This window comes from Pseudomonas sp. lyk4-TYG-107 (genome assembly GCF_030209055.1).
Classification (GTDB): domain Bacteria; phylum Pseudomonadota; class Gammaproteobacteria; order Pseudomonadales; family Pseudomonadaceae; genus Aquipseudomonas; species Aquipseudomonas putida_A.
The window spans coordinates 26,673-43,004 of record NZ_JARVST010000031.1 but is presented as its reverse complement, the minus strand read 5'-3'; the positions used below and the strand labels follow the sequence as shown (position 1 = coordinate 43,004).

15 protein-coding genes and 1 pseudogene are annotated in these 16,332 nt (G+C 61.1%); 6 read left to right on the top strand and 10 right to left on the bottom strand.

All coding sequences use genetic code 11. The annotated features are described in order from the left end of the window. Positions 1-248: 248 nt before the first annotated feature. Both QRN61_RS24625 and QRN61_RS24620 read left to right on the top strand, forming a co-directional pair. Positions 249-1,115: a CAP domain-containing protein gene (locus QRN61_RS24625; protein WP_285375921.1), complete on the top strand. Its 867-nt coding sequence runs from the start codon at positions 249-251 to the stop codon at positions 1,113-1,115. Positions 1,116-1,722: 607 nt separating this feature from the next. Continuing rightward, positions 1,723-2,154, top strand: coding sequence for a nuclear transport factor 2 family protein (locus QRN61_RS24620; RefSeq protein ID WP_285375919.1), 432 nt, complete (start codon positions 1,723-1,725; stop codon positions 2,152-2,154). 70 nt (positions 2,155-2,224) lie between these two features. Here QRN61_RS24620 and mqo read toward each other — a convergent pair whose 3' ends face one another. The 3 genes and pseudogenes from mqo to QRN61_RS27825 form a co-directional block, all read right to left on the bottom strand. After that, positions 2,225-3,871: a malate dehydrogenase (quinone) gene (gene mqo / locus QRN61_RS24615; RefSeq protein ID WP_027611669.1), complete on the bottom strand. Its 1,647-nt coding sequence runs from the start codon at positions 3,869-3,871 to the stop codon at positions 2,225-2,227. Between the two features lie 446 nt (positions 3,872-4,317). After that, positions 4,318-5,043, bottom strand: a complete 726-nt coding sequence (locus tag QRN61_RS27830) for a methyl-accepting chemotaxis protein (protein WP_400762408.1) — start codon at positions 5,041-5,043, stop codon at positions 4,318-4,320. A 132-nt stretch (positions 5,044-5,175) separates the two neighbouring features. Next, positions 5,176-5,931 (bottom strand): annotated as a pseudogene (locus tag QRN61_RS27825) (HAMP domain-containing protein); the annotation flags it as partial. A 190-nt stretch (positions 5,932-6,121) separates the two neighbouring features. On the opposite strand from QRN61_RS27825, the gene QRN61_RS24605 reads away from it, so the two are divergent. Continuing rightward, a complete protein-coding gene (locus tag QRN61_RS24605) occupies positions 6,122-6,436 on the top strand; it encodes a DUF2388 domain-containing protein (RefSeq protein ID WP_007962425.1) in 315 nt (104 codons plus the stop codon). Between the two features lie 68 nt (positions 6,437-6,504). Beyond that, a complete protein-coding gene (locus QRN61_RS24600; RefSeq protein ID WP_502942653.1) occupies positions 6,505-6,927 on the top strand; it encodes a hypothetical protein in 423 nt (140 codons plus the stop codon). Here the strand turns inward: QRN61_RS24600 and ligD are convergent, their stop codons facing one another. The 4 genes from ligD to QRN61_RS24580 all read right to left on the bottom strand — a co-directional run bounded on the left by ligD (position 6,928) and on the right by QRN61_RS24580 (position 12,840). After that, positions 6,928-9,546 carry a DNA ligase D gene (ligD, locus tag QRN61_RS24595; RefSeq protein ID WP_285375913.1) on the bottom strand — a complete coding sequence of 873 codons (2,619 nt, stop codon included), beginning with the start codon at positions 9,544-9,546 and terminating at the stop codon, positions 6,928-6,930. It abuts the gene before it with no gap. 17 nt (positions 9,547-9,563) lie between these two features. After that, positions 9,564-10,517, bottom strand: coding sequence for a methyltransferase (locus QRN61_RS24590; RefSeq protein ID WP_285375912.1), 954 nt, complete (start codon positions 10,515-10,517; stop codon positions 9,564-9,566). 10 nt (positions 10,518-10,527) lie between these two features. Continuing rightward, positions 10,528-11,907, bottom strand: coding sequence for an iron-containing redox enzyme family protein (locus QRN61_RS24585; RefSeq protein WP_285375911.1), 1,380 nt, complete (start codon positions 11,905-11,907; stop codon positions 10,528-10,530). A gap of 165 nt (positions 11,908-12,072) precedes the next feature. Then, on the bottom strand, positions 12,073-12,840 hold the full coding sequence (locus QRN61_RS24580) for a tellurite resistance TerB family protein (RefSeq protein ID WP_285375909.1): 768 nt from the start codon (positions 12,838-12,840) through the stop codon (positions 12,073-12,075). A gap of 260 nt (positions 12,841-13,100) precedes the next feature. Here QRN61_RS24580 and pcsA point away from each other — a divergent pair, with 260 nt between their 5' ends. After that, positions 13,101-13,823 (top strand): phosphatidylcholine synthase, encoded by a 723-nt coding sequence (pcsA, locus tag QRN61_RS24575; RefSeq protein WP_027611662.1) that lies wholly within the window; start codon positions 13,101-13,103, stop codon positions 13,821-13,823. Between the two features lie 136 nt (positions 13,824-13,959). Here the strand turns inward: pcsA and QRN61_RS24570 are convergent, their stop codons facing one another. Together QRN61_RS24570 and QRN61_RS24565 are read right to left on the bottom strand one after the other, a co-directional pair. After that, positions 13,960-14,772, bottom strand: a complete 813-nt coding sequence (locus QRN61_RS24570; protein WP_097088834.1) for a class I SAM-dependent methyltransferase — start codon at positions 14,770-14,772, stop codon at positions 13,960-13,962. A 30-nt stretch (positions 14,773-14,802) separates the two neighbouring features. After that, positions 14,803-15,075 carry a DUF4242 domain-containing protein gene (locus QRN61_RS24565; RefSeq protein WP_007962415.1) on the bottom strand — a complete coding sequence of 91 codons (273 nt, stop codon included), beginning with the start codon at positions 15,073-15,075 and terminating at the stop codon, positions 14,803-14,805. A gap of 228 nt (positions 15,076-15,303) precedes the next feature. On the opposite strand from QRN61_RS24565, the gene QRN61_RS24560 reads away from it, so the two are divergent. Further along, complete coding sequence (locus QRN61_RS24560; RefSeq protein WP_285375906.1) at positions 15,304-15,765, top strand: GNAT family N-acetyltransferase; 462 nt, start codon at positions 15,304-15,306, stop codon at positions 15,763-15,765. A 43-nt stretch (positions 15,766-15,808) separates the two neighbouring features. Here QRN61_RS24560 and QRN61_RS24555 read toward each other — a convergent pair whose 3' ends face one another. Next, the gene (locus tag QRN61_RS24555) at positions 15,809-16,072 is read right to left on the bottom strand and encodes a DUF2790 domain-containing protein (protein ID WP_285375904.1); all 264 of its coding nucleotides are present in this window, start codon (positions 16,070-16,072) and stop codon (positions 15,809-15,811) included. Positions 16,073-16,332 lie beyond the last annotated feature (260 nt).

The following is a 16,332-nucleotide window of genomic DNA, read 5'->3' as shown; positions in this document are numbered from 1 at the left end:
TGGCTGAACTGGCCCCTTCGCGAGCAGGCTCGCTCCCACCTTGATAATGCAATCCCCTGTGGGAGCGGGCTTGCTCGCGAAGGCGCCAGTGCGAACAACACAAAATCCAAGGATCGCCCTCCCCTTCATCACCCACCAAAAAAGCCAGATGGCCAGCATGAACCAAGTGCAAAAAGCCCAGTCCTAGTGGCGCCGTATTCAGCGGCTACCCACTTCAGCACTGTCCTTTTCCCTGAGTCTGCCGTCCCATGCGCTATGTCGTTCGCTCATCACGCTTCGTTTCGCTGTGCCTGCTGATCCTTGCCCCACTGTTCACCGAGATCTCCCACGCCAGCGAAGAGCGGCAACTCGTGGCCGCGATCAACGACTATCGCGCCCATCCGCAACGCTGCGACCGCCGCCCGGCCCAGCGCCTGGCGCCACTGTCGCTGAAATCGAATCTGGCGCTGCCGATCGGCTATGGCTACGGCGGTGGCTTGCGAGAGAGATTGAAATCTTCGGGGTATTCGGCGGTGGCGGTACGCAGTATCCGCATTGTCGGTGCCGGGGATGCTGAGGAAGCCTTCGAACAGCTGCAAGACAGCCACTGCTCCGCCCTGCTTGACGCGCAGTACGCCGACATCGGCGTCAGCCGCTCCCGCGGTGAATGGCAAGTGGTACTGGCGCGACCGGTGCTCGACAGTCGTATCGGCGACAACCGCAGCGTCGGCAAGGCCTTGCTTGCGCAGGTCAACGCCGCACGGGCACGCCCACGGATGTGCGGGCGCCAACGCTTCGCCGCCGCCCGCCCCCTGAGCTGGAACGCCGCGCTGGGAGCCGCCGCACAAGGCCACAGCAAAGCCATGGCCTACGGCAACTACTTCGCCCATCGCGACCCGGACGGCGATATGCCGGCAGATCGCGCGCGGGCGGCGGGTTATCGGGGACGGCAGATCGGCGAAAACATCGCCGCCGGGCAGAGCTCACCGGGCAAGGCGATGGCCGGATGGCTGGCCAGCCCCGGCCATTGCGCCAACCTGATGAACCCGATGTTCACTCAGGTCGGTGCCGGGTTCGCCAGTGAGGCGCGCAGTGATGAGGGGGTTTACTGGACGATGGTGTTCGGCGCGCCTTGATTCGCTTGAGAGCTTTTCAGTGACGCTACTGGCCCCTTCGCGAGCAAGCCCGCTCCCACACTGGATCTGTGTTGTTCACAAATCCATGTGGAAGCGGGCTTGCTCGCGAAGAGGCCGGTACAGACACCTCAATCGCTTGCGCCGCCTCCCGGTTCAGTCCAGTTCGGTGTGATGCGAGAAGTTACAGCGCAGTAGAAACAGTTGCGCCCTTCGACAAAAAGGGCGCTGGAGTCTGGTGTAAAACGACCGGGGTTCAGACCGGAGAAATCGTCGCAAGCATTCCGATCAGAATGGTCAACGTCAGAAACCCACCGAGGAAAATCGCCATCTTGTTCATGCTGCTCTCCTTAATGTTGAGCTTGCGGTGCACCGGGCGCTTCGGGATGAAGGGCTGCCGCGGGTGACCGAATTGCCGGGCTATTCTGAGCGCCTGACTGAGCCGGTTACAGAGGCAGATCCAACAGAAAAATACGGATCAGATGCCAAACTGATCTGTTCCGGACATGGCGTGATATTCAGATCGGCACACAAAGATTGGGAGGCTCGCCGCTTTGAACTAGAGTGATTGCCGTCGCGCGAAGAACAACAACAATTCCAGGAGTGGTCAATGTCCGAACTGAACCTGCACCCCAACGCCGCCGAATCCCTAAAGCACTGGCACGAGATGATCCGCACCGGCAATCTCAAGGCCTTGCCCGAACTGCTCGATGCCAATGCCGTATTCCGCTCGCCCATGGCCCACTCGCCTTACCCCGGCGCGCAAGTGGTGACAATGATCCTCAGCACCGTATGCAACGTGTTTGAAGACTTCAAATACCACCGCGAACTGGCGACTGCCGATGGCTTGAATGTCGTTTTGGAGTTCAGCGCCAAGATCGGGACCAAGGAGTTGAAGGGGATAGACATGATTCGCTTTGATGAGAACGGGAAGATTGTCGAGTTCGAGGTGATGGTGCGGCCGTTGAGCGGGTTGCAGGCCCTCGGCGAAGAGATGGGGCGGCGGCTTGGTGCGTATCTGGCAAGCGCGAAACCAAAGTAGGATCAGGCGCCACAAAAAAAGCCCACTGACCGTTACCGGTTCAGTGGGCTTTTGCGTATGTGGCGTCTAGTTACAGCGCCATGTCACGTGCAGCATTTTCCTTCGGTGCTTCAGCTTTTTCAGCTGCAGGTGCAGCCGGGGCAGCAGCCTGACCGATCACCGGTGGAGTTGGCAGTTCGAGGATCTTGGCGGTGTACGCCCACTCTTGTGCCACTTTGGCCGGATCGCTGTTCAGCTGAGTGCCGTAGCTTGGAACGATCTGGTGCAGCTTGGCCTGCCACTCAGGGGTGGCGACTTTGTCTTTGAAGACTTTCTGCAGCACGCTCAGCATGATCGGTGCAGCGGTCGACGCGCCTGGCGATGCGCCCAGCAGGCCGGCGATGGAGCCGTCTTGTGCAGCAACGATTTCGGTGCCCAGTTTCAGCACGCCGCCAGCGGCTTCATCACGCTTGATGATTTGCACGCGCTGGCCGGCTTGCCACAGGCGCCAGTCTTCGGCCTTGGCGTTCGGGAAGTATTCCTTCAGCGCGTTCAGACGGTCTTCATCCGACAGCATCAGTTGACCGGCCAGGTACTCGACCAGCGGGTATTCCTTGATGCCGACCTTGGTCATTGGCCAGATGTTGTGGGTGGTGGTGCTGGTCAGCAGGTCCAGGTACGAGCCTTCTTTGAGGAACTTGGTGCTGAAGGTCGCGAATGGGCCAAACAGGATGACGCGCTTGCCGTCCAGAACACGGGTGTCCAGGTGCGGAACCGACATCGGCGGTGCGCCAACCGAAGCTTTACCGTAGGCCTTGGCCAGGTGCTGCTCGGCGATGGCCGGGTTATCGGTCACCAGGAACGAGCCGCCGACCGGGAAGCCAGCGTATTCCTTGGCTTCAGGAATGCCCGACTTCTGCAGCAGGTGCAGAGCGCCGCCACCAGCGCCGATGAACACGAACTTGGCGTCGGTTTCGGTCTTGGTGCCGTCTTTCAGGTTTTTGTAGCTGACGCGCCAGGTGCCGTCGGCGTTCTTGGTGATGTCTTCGACTTCACTCGACAGCTTCAGGTCGAAGTTAGGCTTGGTCTGCAGGTAACCGGCGAACTGGCGGGTGATTTCGCCGAAGTTCATGTCGGTACCCAGCGGGCTCCAGGTGGCCGCGATTTTCTGGTTCGGGTCACGCCCTTCCATCATCAGCGGGACCCACTTCTTGATCACAGCCGGGTCTTCGGAGTACTGCATGCCGGCGAACAGCGGGCTCGCTTGCAGGGCTTCGTAGCGCTTTTTCAGGAACTTGATGTTGTCATCGCCCCACACGAAGCTCATGTGCGGCGTGGTGTTGATGAACGAGCGAGGGTTCTTCAGAACGCCTTGCTGAACCTGCCAGGCCCAAAACTGACGGGACACCTGGAACGCTTCGTTGATCTCGACCGCTTTCGGGATCGTCACGTTGCCTTTGTCGTCTTCCGGGGTGTAGTTCAGCTCAGCCAGGGCGGAGTGACCGGTACCGGCGTTGTTCCAGCCATTGGAGCTTTCCAGGGCGACGCCATCGAGGCGCTCGACCATTTCCATCGACCAGCTTGGCTCCAGCTCATTGATCCACACACCCAGGGTGGTGCTCATGATGCCGCCGCCGATCAGCAGAACGTCGACTTTCTTTGCTTCTGCAGCATTGGCGGACGACATCCCCATCGCCAAAGCCAGCCCGAGCAAGGCTGTGTTCACTTTCTTAAACATCCGTTGCACCTATGATAAAACGCCTTCCGCCCGCCGCTGTTATCTGTATGCGATCCGCTTTGATGACGCTCAGGCTCGCGTCGCAGATTCCGGCACACTTCAATTTTGACGGGTGGGCACACAAGGCCGACGTACCGCATCGACCTCAGTTAATGTCCCTTCTGAACTGACTTCTTATCATTATTGGCTTCAGCTACTTGAGCGACAGGGATTCCGTCAGCCCGCCCCAAAGGCAGGCAAACCGAATAAGGTCAAACCAAGTTGGCGCGAAGAATATCACGTCAGGGCAAACCCGCGCGTCTGTTCCCGACTTGAGAGTCTTTTTCCGCTGTGGGCGTTATCGGCCGGTATGGGCTGAACATGATCCCGAAACCTGTGGTGGCTGGGCTGGCCCCATCGCGAGCAGGCTCGCTCCTACAAGGAATGGGCTGCTCGCGATGGCGGCGTTACAACCGAAACCGATCCACCGACAACGCCAACGCCCCCGCCAGACTCGACAGTTCATCGGTGGTATTGGCCGTCTGCCCGATCACTTTACTGTTGCCCTCGGACATCCCGGCGATCATTTCCACCTGATGGGCGATTTCGTTGCTGGCATGACTTTGCTCGCCGATGGTGCGGGTGATGTCATTGACCAGTTGCGTGGTGCTGAGGGTGGCGTCGAGGATTTCGCGAATCGCCCGTTCGACTTCAGCCGTGACCGCCATGCCCTTGTCGACCTGGGCCACGCCGGCCTCCATGCTGCTGACCGCCTCGCGGGTGCTGTGCTGGATGCGTGCGACCATCGCAGCGATTTCCTGGGTTGAGGCACTGGTGCGTGCCGCCAGGCTGCGCACTTCGTCGGCAACCACGGCAAAGCCCCTGCCCTGCTCGCCGGCCCGCGCTGCCTCGATGGCGGCGTTGAGTGCCAGCAGGTTGGTCTGGTCGGCGATGCTCTTGATCACCTGAATGATGTTGAAGATGCCTTCGGATTCCTGATCCAGCGTACGGATCACCTGCGCCGACTGTTGCGCCGAGCGAGCGATGTCGTCCATGTCGCTGACCACCTGATGGATCACCTGCCCGCCGCTCTTGGCCAGCGACTCGGCCTGATTGGCCATGCCCAGCGCGCGTTCGGCATGACGAGTGATTTCCTCGATGCTGGCGGTCATCTGGCTCGCGGCGGCGGCCATGGTGCCGGCCGCGGCGCTTTGCTGTTGACTGCTGTCAGCGACCTGATGGCAGCCGTGGCTCAACTGCTCGCTCATGCCGCTGACGCCATGGGCGTTGCGCCGAACGACGTCGATCATGTTGCGCAGGTCGCGCTGCATGGTCGCCAGACTGCGGATCAGCGTACTGGCCTCGTCCTTGCCGGTCGGCTCGCTGATCGGTTCGCTGAGGTTGCCGTGGGCAATGCTCTGCGCGATCTGGTTAGCGGATTTCAGCGGCCCCATGATGCTGCGGGTCACCCAACGCCCTTGCCCCAATAACAGCAACAGACTGGCGAGCAACACCACACCGAGGGCGATATTGGCGTTGCGAATAGCGCTTTCGGTGGCCTGGCTGGTGTCACGGGTGTTGCTTTCGATCAGTTCGCTAAGGGCCGCCATCTGCCCTTCAAGCTGACTGAAGGCGCTGTTGAACGTGCCCAGCTCCCGTTGCGCGCTGTCCGTGTTGTCCAATGCCAGGCCGACAATGCGCTCGGCCGCTGCAATGTAGGTGTCCAGGCTGGGTTTTATGTGTTCCAGCGCAGAATTGATCGTCGGGTTGACCGGCAATTTGAGGTTTTCATCCAGCACTTCGCGAAAATGCGTGGCGTGCTCGTTGATCGAGTCCCGCACCTCTGCGGCCGTGCCGGTACTTTTGCCCAGGCCGACCAGCATCGCCGAGTACACGTCGGCCCGCAGCGCGTCGTGCATCATGTCGGCTTCCATATGATTGCGCAGCGCGGTCATGCTCACCGCGTTGTCGCTCACCGCTGCGGACATGCGCGTATTCCCCACATAGCTGACCAGACTCACGATCAGCGCCGTCAACAGACTGGTGGCAATCAGCAGCAGCAAACGCAATTTGATCGACACGGTGGGTTCCTCCCCTGAGGCGCGCCGGAATGCGCCTTTCAGGATTTCAGTTAAGCTTATTTGTGCAGATGTGCCGCTTCAGAGCGTTTCAGCAAGTATCCACACGTTCGAATGGAACTCCGGCAAAGGTCGCACCTCTGAGATTATGTAGTCCTTCCTTTTTGCTTCGCGCTTGTGGAGGAACATCGTCATGCGCAAGTTAGTGCTCATTTCTTCTCTCCTGCTCTGCCTCCCTGTCGGCTCGGCTCTGGCCCGTGTCGACGCCGGCGATGTCGCCACCTCGGCGGGCGTTTCCGCGTCCCTGTACTCGACCTTCAAGGATCACAAAATGGTGATCCCGGCGCGCGACGACCTGTCAGCGTTCGTCGCCAGCGGCGGGGCCATCCGTGGGGTTTATCTGGAGTCGGTACTGCAACAGGTGCGGCACGACAACCCCGGCCTCAATGCCAGCGATGAAGACCTCGCCAACGCGATTCTGGTGCATTACGAAGGCCTGAATCAGTAGTTGCCAGGGACGCAGCGGCCGATGGACGGCAGCTAAGGGCGCATAGGCAAAACCGTCTGACGGCCTCTATGATGGAGGCCATGACGACTCTTGCGCCTCCTGCGCCTTTGCGCTCACCCTGCCCGCCCGGCGCCTGCGATTGCGGGCGCGACGCGTTGCTGGAAACGCCGGGCACGGATCTGCGCATTCTGCGCCTGACCCGCGAGCAGGAAAAAATCCTCCTCTCCCGGCTGGAACAACTTAAAGACCTTGCGGACTTGCGGCATCTGCAACAGCGCATGCACGAACAGTTGGGCCTGCGGGTGGAAATCTCCCCGGGCTTTCATGAAGTGCGCAGCATGCTCGGCATCGAGATTCAGATCAAGGCGCTGCCGGGACTGTGCCGCAAGACCCGCAAGTCAATTCCGGCGGCGATTCGTCGGGGCTTGAGCAACCACCCCGAAATCGCCTTCGAACTGCTCAACGCTCACGACTTGCTGCGCGACACCTGATCATTTTTTCATGCCAACCCGTTTGCGCATCTCGGCAGTGATGCTCTGGCGGGTTTTCTTCAGGTCGGCCCACGGCTCATCGCCGACTTCGTTCAGACGCTCATGGACATTGCTGATGTTCCAATGATTGCCGCCCTTGATCTCCCCCACTTCTTCGCGAAACAGCGGTACCGACACCGGCAGTCCCTCGCGGGTTCGCGCGGCGTAGGCACAAATGGTGGTGGCGCCCAGACCGTTGCGCAGGTAGTCGATGAAGATCCGACCGACACGATTTTTCGGCCCGGACACCGCTGAAAAGCGTTCCGGCAACAAATTCGCCATGTGGCTGACGATCGCATGGCTGAAATCTTTGACTTCATCCCAGCCATGTTTGCGGGTCAACGGCACCACCAGGTGAATGCCCTTGCCGCCGCTGGTCTTGAGAAACGCCTTGAGCCCCAGTTCATCCAGCACGGTGAGGGTCAGCGCAGTGGCTTCGACCATGCTTTTCCACGGCAGTGCGGGATCCGGATCGAGGTCGAGGACGAAGCGATCAGGCTTGTCCAGATCGACGGTGGTGGCGTTCCAGGTGTGCAGCTCGACCGTGCTCATCTGCACCGCGCCGATCAGTGCTTCGGCATTGTTGATCAGCATCACCGGTTGCCCGGTGACGTCCTTGTCCAGTGTGGTGATGCCGGGAATCGCCAGGCGCTCGGCGTTTTTCTGAAAGAACAGTTCGCCGGCAATGCCGTCCGGCGCCCGCACCAGCGCAACCGGGCGATCCTTGAGCTGCGGCAGAATCCACTCGGCGACGCTGGCGTAATACTCGGCCAGTTGCATCTTGGTGGTGCCGCTGACCGCATCGATCACCCGATCGGGGTGAGTGATGCGCACTTTGCCGCTGGCCAGCCCCAGCTGGGACGGCGCCGGTTCGGCTTTCTTCGGCTCAGCAGCTTTCTTTGATTCTGCAGCTTTCTTCGACGAGGCAGTTTTTTTCGACGGGGTGGCTTTCGCTGAAGTCTTCACGGGTTTCGCGCGCTCCTCGGTAATCGACCTGGCCGGTTTGTCATTGCGCAGACCATGGAACACGGCGTGGCGTACCGAGCCATCCTTGGTCATTTCGGCGAACGCCACTTCTGCCAACAGATTCGGTTTGAGCCAGTGCACGCCTTTGGCCTCGAAGCCGCTTGGCGGGTTGACCACGGCAGCCTTTTTCACCTGCAACGGCTTGAGCTGGGCGAGGATGCTTTTCAACGTGGTCTCGTTGAACCCGGTGCCGACCTTGCCGGCGTAGCGCAACTCGCCGCTGTCGCGATCATGCAGGCCCAGCAGCAAAGCGCCGAAGGCATTGCGCGCACCTTTCGGATCGGTATAGCCGACGACCACGAATTCCTGCCGATGCTTGCACTTGAGCTTGATCCAGTCACTGCTGCGCCGCGACACGTAGGGCGAGCCGAGGCGTTTGCCGATCAGCCCCTCCATCTGCATCTGGCAGGCGCTGTTGAGCAGTGCGTCCGCCGTTTCATCGAAGGCTTCGGAGAAGCGCAGCAACGGCTGCTCATGCCCGCCGAGTACCGTGGACAACGCCGCGCGGCGCTCCTCGACCGGCACTTCGCGCAGGTCGACGCCGTTGAGGTACGGCATGTCGAACAGGTAGTACATGATGCTGCCGCTGCGCCCGGCTTCGAAGGCGTTTTGCAACGCCTGAAAATCCGGCACACCCTGCTCGTTGGTGACCACCACTTCGCCGTCCAGCCATGCCGATTCCAGCCCCAGCGCAGCCAAGGCTTGCGCCTGTTGCGGCAGCTTGTGCGTCCAGTCGTGGCCGTTACGGGTGAACAGTTGCACCTGGTCGTGATCGATGCGCGCCATGATCCGGTAGCCGTCGAACTTGATCTCGTAGCTCCACTGCCCTTCGGGTGCGCTGTCGACCAGGGTCGCCAGTTCCGGTTTGAGCTGCGCCGGCAGTTTGGCCTTGCGCGCACCCGTGAGCGTCCCGGACGCCGCTTTACGCGGTTTCGCCGGGGACTTCTTCACTGGCTTGGCTTGCTCGGCGGCGAGCTTGGGTTTGCTGATCAGGGTGCGTTCGCTGAGCACGCTGTCCGGCTCGGCGCTGAGCACATCGTAGTCGTCCTGCGGGCGCGCGGCGCTGTCCTGATGTTTGATCAGAAACCAGTTTTCCTTCTTGCCCGGCATGTGCGTGCGCACCAGATTCCAGATCCCGGACAGCTTCTCGCCCTGCAGCTCGAACTTGAGTTTGCCCTTGGCGTAAGCCTTGGCCGGATCCTCCTGCGGAATCCACACGCCACGATCCCAGACAATCACATCGCCGGCACCGTAATGCCCCTCGGGAATGCTGCCCTCGAACGTCGCGTAGTCCAGCGGATGGTCTTCGACGTGCACCGCCAGACGCTTGACCTTGGGGTCGAGCGACGGCCCCTTGGGCACCGCCCAGCTCTTCAGTGCGCCATCGAGTTCGAGGCGAAAGTCGTAATGCAGGTGCGAAGCGTCGTGCTTCTGGATGCAGAACTGCAGCGCATGCTCAGTGGCCTTGCTGCGGCCACGACGCTTGACGGCAGCGGGCTCCGAGGTCGCGGAAAAGTCGCGCATGCGATTGTAGTCGTCAAGGTTCCTGGTCATGGCGCACCTGCCTTGTGTCAGCCAATGCGGGTCACGGTCAGCGCGACCACGGCGATCCGGTCCACGCGCTGGTAACCGGGGTTCAACAACTCTTCACCGAACACGTCAGGATCCAGTTCGCGATAGGTCCAGCCGAATCGCGTCGAATCCAGGCGCTGCACCACAGTGTCGAAAAACGGATCGCGGCCATCGACCATCGCCACGCCGGTGTACAGCAACAAGGAGCCACCGGGGGCCAGCCGATTGAGCGCCTGCTCGACGATGCGTAGCGACAGGCCGGCGCCGAGCGAGCCACCGCCATGCCGATAAGCACGCCCGGCCGGATCGGCCATGTACGGCGGGTTGGCGACAATCAGGTCGAAATTGCCTTCGGTGCCCTGCAGCACATCACTGGCCTGCACCTCGACATTCGCGACTTCGGCCAATGCCGCGTTGATCGCGGTCAAGCGCAGCGCTGCGGGGTTGATGTCCACCGCCAGCACCTGCGCTTCACGCCGTGCGCGGGCAATCAGGATGGCGCCGACGCCGGCGCCGCAGCCAATGTCCACCGCACGCTGAATCGGCGCAAAGCTCTGTTGCAGATGCGCGTGAATCAGCTGCGCAAAACGGTAGGTGTCCGGGCCGAAAAACACCGAATCGGCGGCATCGGTGGGAAAGCCGGAATGCACGAACAACAAATCATCCAAACTCGACCAGCGCACCCGGCTTTTCAAGCGGCCGTCGTAGACGTCAATCACTTGTGCCTCCTGCAATTGCCGCTGTTCGTCAGCGGACAACAGCCCCGATTCGAACGGCCGCGACCAGCCGAAGACGTCGCGCAGGGTATCGGCGATCTGCCCTTCGTCGCGCTGATTGACCCGCTGATGAGTCAAGGGCGTCGGCGTGACGAAACGGTAGCCGTCGGCCTGCAAGCGCCGGCCGAGTTGCAGCAGCGTCAGGTCGTTGGCGGACAGTTGTTCTTCCTGATTCATGGAGATTTCCTTAGCGCAGACTGGATTTGAGTTCGATGAAGCGACGTGTCGCCAGCAGCCCCGCCGGGTGGGCATGGCGGGCCGGTGACAACCATGGGATCAGCGTGGCCATTTGCGCGTGACCGTCCTGACCTTGCAGTGCGGCCGTCAGGCGCTGCACATCGGGATCGTGTTCGGGCACGGCGGCGTCCGGGGTGGCGACCTGACGGCTGCGTCGTGGCGCTTTGCGTTGTTCAGATGGCGTCCAGTCACCGGCAATCCAGTCGTGCAGCAGTTGCTTTTCATACGGACTGAATACGCCGAACATCGCCGCACCGTCGCCATCGATCAACTGCCAGAAACGGCTGGCTTGCGGATCTTCGTTGCGTTTGATCCAGCCTTTGTCCTGCATCGCCTGAAGAAATCCGGGCAGTTGCTCGGACGTGGCCAGCCATTGATTGACGGTTTTGCCTTCGAAACGGCAGTAGTCGGAATGCATGTGCTGACCGAACGGGCGCTTGCGCTCTAGCATCGCCAGCACTTCCTGCTCCAGGTCAAAACCTTCGATGATCGCGCGGCTGCCCTGCCCCAGGTCGTTGAGTCGATAGCCTAGCGATACCCGGCGCAGGAATTCGCCGCGATCGGCTTCCAGTGGTAGCAGGTCGAGCACCGACTGCACGGCTTTTTGCGCATGGCCGGTGCTGGCGTTATCGATGGTCACATGCAGGGTGAAGTAGTACGGATCAATGCCCAACTCGCTGAGTTCATAGGCACTGATCAGCAAGTGCAGCGGCAGTTGTTCGTAGCCGAGGTTGTAACCGATCACCTCCGGCAGAAAGCTTTCGCCACAGGCACCGAGTGCCAGTTGCAGCGCACCTTGCAGGTAGCGTTCATCGGCGATGGCGCTGGCGTCCTGCAAACCGTGCTCAGCGAGCAGTTTGCGGTAGATCACTACGTGGTTTTGCGCCGGATTGCCGTCGCCCAGTTCTTCCAGATAGGTACACAGCAACCCGTCGAAACGCGGGTCGCGCCACTGCGGCAACAAACCGTACAGCCACGCGCCATCCACCAGTTTGGTCGGCGCCACGGCTTGCAGAAAGTACAACGCGTGAGCCTTGTTGCTGAAGAACTGACGCGGTCCGCCGGCCTGGCGTTGTTGCAGGTAATCGGCGTACTGGCGGGCAACTTCTGTGCAGTGCTCGGCGACCCAGCCCTGCCACGCCGACGGATCCTGCGGAAGTTCTTCGGGCAACAGCGCGGCGCGCTGCAACTGCTCGGCGAGAAAATCCTGCGCGAGGGTTTCAGGCGCATCCTCAAGCAGCAGTGCCTCATAAATACGCCGCAGATCGCCGTCGGCAATGATGGGCTGTTGCTGCGCGCTCGGCGCCTGCAGAGGGGTCAGGGCAGTCATGTCAGTGTTCTCGTTCGGTTGGCCGGTCAGGGCGTTGTTTCACGCCTCTACATCAGCAGAGCAACCGCTACGGAGAAAAATTCAATCGACATGAAAATTGCCCTGACGGACGGAGCATCGCGGTCCCGGCAAGGGCTGCCCGAGACCGCGATTTTTGACGGTGCTTCAGGCCTGACCTTTGGCCTGAGCCTCCAGGTGCACCTGCAATTGCGGGTCGATCTGCAGCGCGGCAGCCAGTTCATCCAGGTAGTTGCGTTCGGCGTCTTGCTGATCGTCCACCAGGATCACGCTGACCAGGTACATTTCGGCGGCCGTCGCCGGGTCGTCGTTGGCCGCCTGCGCGACTTCGTTCGCATCCAGCGGTTTGGCAACTTCAGCGTTAAACCATTGCTGCAATTCTGGATCGTCGGTGTGTTTGCCAATCTCTTCATCAATCATCTGCCGTTCCCGGTCATCGATCTCACCATCAGCCTTGGCTGCCGCGATCAGCGCCCGCAGCACCGCGTGGCTGTGTTCCTCGATCTCGGGGCCGGCCAGCAGATTGGCCGTTTGCGGGATCTGTTGTGGCGCCGCCGACGCCTGACTGCGCTGCCAGGCCTGATACGCCTGGAACGCCATCATTCCCAATGAGGCCAGCGCCGCATAATTGGTGCCGCCGGAACGACTTTGTGTTCCGCCGCCACCGAGTGCCCCACCCAGCGCGCCGCCCAAGCCACCACCGCTACCGCCGCCAAGCAAACCACCCAGCAATCCACCCAAACCGCCCAGCCCACCGGACTGCGCGCCACTGGCGCCTGTACTCGCGCCGCCGCCCAACAGGCCACCGAGCAAGCCGCCCAGTCCGCCCAGACCTGCGCCGGCCGAGGCGCCACTTGGTTGTCCCGCCGAGGCCTGGCCCCGCAGCAGTTGTTCGAGCAAATCACTGGTGTTCATGATCTCGTCCTCAGCCATTGGCAATAAATGCGTCAGGCAACAATAGACCGCCGACGCCGGCGCGCCAGCACCGTCTGGCTGACGCCGGCTGCCACCTGCAGATTTCGCCGAGGTATTTTTTGTGCGGGCAGCTAAGATTCAAAGGTGGTGAACCTTAACCCGGCCAAACCTGTCGATAGCTGCAACCCCGACCCGGTTTGCCGGCGCCCTTTGCCCAAGGGTGATACCCGGCATGCTTCATTTTTCTGGAGAACGCCCCTGTGATATCGACCGTACACATCGCCAGGCTCAAAGCATGGGGCGCCCATGGTTTTACCGCGACCGGCGTGGTCACAGCCTTTCTGGCGACCCTCGCCCTGCTGGAGAACCAACCGACCCATTGCCTGATGTGGCTGGGCGTGGCATTGATCGTCGACGGTCTCGACGGGGCATTGGCGCGCAAGGTCAATGTGCAGTCGGTGCTGCCGAGCTTCGACGGCTCGATCCTCGATCTGGTGATCGACTACCTGACCTACGTGTTCATTCCGGCGCTGTTCATCTATCGCTACATTCCCCTGCCCGACTACACCCTGCTGCTGAGCGTATCGCTGATTCTGGTGTCGTCGCTGTTCTGTTTCTGCAACGTCAACATGAAGAGCAAGGACAACTATTTCGTCGGTTTCCCCGCCGCGTGGAACGTGGTTGCCCTGTGCCTGTACATCATCGATCCAGGGCCGTGGATCACCTTTCTGACCATCATCGGTCTGGCGCTGCTGACCGTGACCCGCATGAAGTTCCTGCACCCGTTCCGGGTACGCCGGTTCATGCCGATCAACATCGCGGTGACGGCCATCTGGCTGCTGTGCAGCCTGTCGCTGGTGCTTAATCACCCGGTGATCAATCCGCTGGTGATGGGTTTGTGGTTGCTGGCGTCGGCGTACTTTCTGGGGATCTGCATCTGGCGTACGGCGCTGGAGTGGTTTGATCGGCCGCACCTGAAATAGCACCAGACCTGCCAATCACGAATACCTGTGGGAGCTGGCTTGCCAGCGATTTCGTACTGTCAGTGACATCGTTTTGACAGGACGGCCGCCATCGCTGGCAAGCCAGCTCCCACAGGGATTGGCATTGTTCCGCCATTCAGCGCTTGGTAATGACCACCTCCAGATACTCGCTCGGCACCACCAGCGACTTCTCTCCCACGCGGTTCGAGCGGTTCAGCAGATCCGCCAGATCACTCTCCAGCGCCTGCCCGCTTTCCGGCGGCAATGCCGCAAAGGCCTTGTGCACCGGCCCGTACCAGTGACGGAAAATGTCGATGAAATGCGCCGCCGAGCGATAGCGGAAATTGAAGGTGCGACGGGTGACCTGCAGCAGAAATTCGCGCTCATTGAAGTGGCTGTGCAACCACGCTTCAGTGCCCCAGTTCGACGGCGGCTGGGCCACGGCGGGGGGTGGCACGTGGCGACCGAGAACCTTGAACATCTGGCCGACGAAACCTTCCGGCGTCCAGTTCGCCAGACCGATGCGCCCGCCCCTTCGGCAGACCCGCGCCAGTTCCGCTGCGGCAGTCGCCTGATCCGGGGCGAACATCACGCCGAAGGTCGACAGCACCGCGTCGTAACTCTCGTCGGCGAACGGCAACGCTTCGGCATCGGCGACCTGAAAAATCACATCCAGATGCTCGGCCCGTGCCCGATCCTGTCCCCGCTCCAGCAGCGCCGCGACATAGTCGGTCGAGGTCACCTGACAACCACGTCGCGCCGCCGCCAGAGTCGCATTACCGTTACCGGCGGCGACATCCAGCACTTCCTCATCGCAGTGCAGGTCGCAGGCCTCGGCGAGGTTTTCGCCGACGATCTGCAAGGTGGTACCGATCACCGCGTAATCACCGCTGGCCCAGGCGACTTTCTGGCGCTCTTTCAGACCCGTCAGATCAATGGGAGTACTCATCAATCGTGCTCCGCAGCAGGTAGAAGGACTTCATTCGGCCGTGGTCGGGTCGATGACCGTCATCACCCGCGCCACGCTGTTGGCCGGGAATCCACCCAGCCTGGCGTGCTCGCGCACCTGCTCTTCGTCAGGGGCGATGTAGACGCAATAGATTTTGTCGGCGGTGACGTAACTCTGCAGCCACTGCACCTGTGGCCCGAGTTCACGCAACACCTGGCAGGAGGTTTGCGATACGGCTTGGAGTTCTTGCGGCGACAGCTTTCCGGCCCCTGGAATCTCGCGTTCAATCACGAATTTCGGCATGGCAACCTCGCGTTCTTTTTATCAGTGACAGGGCCGACAGTGGCCCTGCTCGTCCACTATCGCGCCGAGGGTCGATGGCGTCCCTGCCAATCGTCCGAAGAGCCGGCAAAACAACGGCCGGGCCGATGAGTGGCGGTTTTTTGTAAAGGCCTCGAGACACTCCGAGATTGCCATTGCATGGGGCAATCGGCTTTTATGCCTTCCCGTCTTCCGTGAATGGATTCCATCATGTCCCTGCGTCTTGAATGGCTCGTCGATCACCCGCAGCACAGCGACACTTACGCCGCGTGGATTCACCGCCAGTTCGCCTACGAATACGCCGAGCAACCCTTGACCGAATGGCAACGCGAGTTCGCTGCCGGCCAGAACAATGGCGACTGGTCATGCCTGATTGCGCTGGACGGCGAGCGTCTGCTCGGCGGTGCGGCGCTGGCCCGGGCGGATCTGGCCCTGCGTCCGGATCTCGGCCCGTGGCTGGCGTGCGTGTTTGTCAGCCCGCAAGCTCGTGGCCAGGGGCTGGCAGAGCGGTTGATCGATGGCATCAGCCAGACGGCGAAACAGCGCGGTTTCGCACGTTTCTATCTGCACACACAGAACAAGCAGGACTACTACGCCAAACGCGGCTGGACAGTGCTGGAGCGCTTTCGCGCGTGGGACAACGAACAATGGCTCATGGTGCGCGACCTGTGAGCCATTGATATGCGCGGCGGTGACTGTCGATGCATCTGAGCACTCAGTTCTGGTTGTTACAGCCATCGGCAAATTTGCGGTAATCCAGCACCTGGGTTTTTCCGGCCGAATCCAGGTACGTCATGCGCGCATCGATAATGCCGCAGGTCACCGCGTTGTCCTCGGTCATCGACAGCACTTTCTGGATGTCCAGGTGCGTGCCGTAGGTGTAGGTGTGCGGGCTGACATCGGCTTCGGCCCGGGCCGCCAGGGTGCAGATGTTCAGGGCGGCGAACAGGCAGGCGGCGACAACGGTTTTGTGCGTCATGGTGGTTTCCTCAAGGCTTGTATGGGTTGAGCCGAGGCAAACTGTGTGGGCCTCGATGGAGCCTATTTGAGGCGCGTGAGGTATCGCGTCTGTGTCAGGAAACGGCCGCTATCAATCACTGTGTATCCCCACCGCCCGGAGATACACAGCGATACAAAACCCTGAAAAAATCGCGTTTTTGCATGTGTGTGTATCCGCCATTACGCCAGATACACTGCAATACAAACCCGGGCAGGCAAGCCGGCGCAGGCTCGATAGAC